The sequence below is a fragment of the Dissulfurispira sp. genome (assembly GCF_036745535.1).
In the GTDB taxonomy this organism is placed as follows: Bacteria; Nitrospirota; Thermodesulfovibrionia; order Thermodesulfovibrionales; family Dissulfurispiraceae; genus Dissulfurispira.
In genome coordinates this window covers 1-2,320 of sequence record NZ_DAIOFX010000150.1, presented here as the reverse complement: position 1 = coordinate 2,320, position 2,320 = coordinate 1, and the positions used below count along the sequence as shown (strand labels likewise).

The 2,320-nt window shown below is 40.4% G+C and carries 3 protein-coding genes and 1 pseudogene; all 4 read left to right on the top strand.

What is annotated here, in order from left to right:
• Position 1 precedes the first annotated feature (1 nt).
• Positions 2-133, top strand: a pseudogene (locus tag V7L97_RS13195) (hypothetical protein); the annotation flags it as partial.
• 142 nt (positions 134-275) lie between these two features.
• Complete coding sequence (locus V7L97_RS13190; RefSeq protein ID WP_442891844.1) at positions 276-407, top strand: CRISPR-associated ring nuclease; 132 nt, start codon at positions 276-278, stop codon at positions 405-407.
• Positions 408-415: 8 nt separating this feature from the next.
• On the top strand, positions 416-1,030 hold the full coding sequence (locus tag V7L97_RS12265; protein ID WP_333656400.1) for a hypothetical protein: 615 nt from the start codon (positions 416-418) through the stop codon (positions 1,028-1,030).
• Positions 1,031-1,198: 168 nt separating this feature from the next.
• Positions 1,199-2,245: a type III-B CRISPR module RAMP protein Cmr1 gene (gene cmr1 / locus V7L97_RS12260; protein WP_333656397.1), complete on the top strand. Its 1,047-nt coding sequence runs from the start codon at positions 1,199-1,201 to the stop codon at positions 2,243-2,245.
• Positions 2,246-2,320: the final 75 nt, after the last annotated feature.

Sequence of the window (2,320 nt, the reverse complement as noted above, 5' to 3'; positions counted from 1 at the left end):
AATTACCACAACTACCGGCAGACAAAGGATTGAGGAGACATTAATAAAGAAGAATATTTTCAGAGAATTTTTGAAGGAATATTCTTTGCCAGAGATGCAGTTGGGCGAAGGTTCTTTTATTGTTGTCAAGGACCCGGAAGGTGAGGAGATCGACGATATAAGCAATGAAGAGGAAAACGAGGCAATCGGCGACCTGACAACACCGTTTTTGAGGAGCAAGGCAGGTGACCCATCTGTAAGGCTGCGATGCTCCCCTCGCAGGCGGCCGCAAGACCATGAGCTTTTATATGGGTGCTGCACTTCAGTTGTTTGGCAGGCCGTGGGACAGGCTCTATCATGTGCTTGTAACGCCTGAGTTTGAATCAAATCCCGAGTTTTTTACAAGCCAAAGAAAGACAGAGCCATAGATTGCAGAATGCCTGACGGTTCGATTAAAAAACTGAGCACAAAACATGCAAAAATCCAGCTTGCGGAATTACCGTTTATAAGGCTTGGCAATAAGGTATCTCTGCATGGAAGAGGCTTCAGGGAACTGGTTGAAGAGGGTCAGAAGGAGATAGACACTGCAACAGTGCAGCCGGAAATCAGAGTAAATCTTTCCGAGAGAACCGTCCATATCGGAGATAATCTGATAGAGATGATTCCGATGCAGCTATTGATTTATACAACCTTCTTAATCCAGAAGAAAGAGTACTGCAAGCATCATGAGAGGCCATATTGTTTTGAATGCACCGATTGCTACCCGCCTCTCGTTGAACTATCGGGCAGGCCAGCGCTTGAGGAAATGGCAAAATACTACAGAAGGATTTACAGGGACCAGCCTCTTAAAACAGAAGAACTGCTCAATAAATGGAAAGACGGGATAGGAATCGATGTGCTGAGACAGGGCATTAGCGAGATAAACAGGATAATAAAAGAGCAGTTGAATGATGAAACCCTTCTGCCGTATTATTCAATCGCCACCGTCAAAAAGTATGCGGGCAGCAGATACGGGGTGAGGATAGAGAAGGGAAAGGTAAGGATTGAATAATAATTCTGATAAATCGGGAAAATTTTTATTGAAAAAGCGGGATTATTTTGATATAAATAAAAAGGGTATCTGCAATAGGGGAAATAATGAGCGAGTTTAATCAGAGAGAATACTAATACTGTGATATTAGGTGCGCTGCTGTATGATGTGGAGAAGGAGGGATAAGGGATGAAAAAAATAATTTTCGAAATTGAGACAATCACGCCGATGTTTGTGGCAGGAGCGAATCAGACCAAGGCTGAGTTGAGAGCAGCAAGCATTAAAGGACTACTGCGCTTCTGGTGGCGGGCATTGCAAGCTGAAGCAGATTTAAATAAATTGCGAGAGAAAGAGGCGATAATATTTGGAAGCAGTGAAGAAGGGGTTGGAGGAAGTAGTTTCTCATTACGGATAATTACTAAAGACGATTTAAAGCCAATAAAAAACAAATTTCCGTCTAATCCTCAACATCAGGTTCGGGTTGAGGGTAAGACTTTTAAAATCAATATTCTTGAGTATTTAGCATATGGCACTTATGAGTATATTCCAAGACAAGGCAATGTTTTTGTAAGAGAGTATTATCCAGAAAAAACAAAATTTGATATTGTTCTGAATTTTACAGATGAAAAAGGGAAGAACGAGGTTTTGAAGGCTTTCTATGTTTGGTGCATTTTTGGCGGAGTTGGTTCGAGAAGCAGGAATGGCTTTGGTTCAATAAATGTGATAAATATGGAAAAAGCTTTTGAAAACATTGGTACCATTTTTTCTGCCAAAAATCCTTATGAAAAACAAAATCTAAACAGACTAATTAAGGACAATGGCATAGTTTCCTATCCTTCATTTACTCAAGGTGCAAGGCTTTTCAAAGCGAAACAATCATTTAGAGTTGGGCTTGATGCGCTCGCCGATGTTGGCAAGATTTATAAAAACGGCAGGAGTACTCTTGAGAAAAAGCATTGTTTTGAGAAAAGACAATATATCGGCTCGCCGATTGTAGAGAAAAAGGTAACGAAATCATTTCTTGACCGTCATGCCAAGCCGTATTTTATAAAAATTGCAAAAGAGAGCAATAAATATCGTGCCTATATCCTTTATCTGCCTTCGCGGTATTGTGATGGGCTGGAAAAGGACAGGAATGATCTTACTATAAATCATAGCAATGTAGACAAAAAGTTTGCTGAAGTTTGTAATGAGTTTAATAGGTTTCTTGCCGCTAATATGGAAACAGTTATATAGGGGGATATAAATGGACGAAAAACTTCTCATAAAAAAGATTCAAGCCATTTTGCATGATCCGCCGGAGAAGGCGAT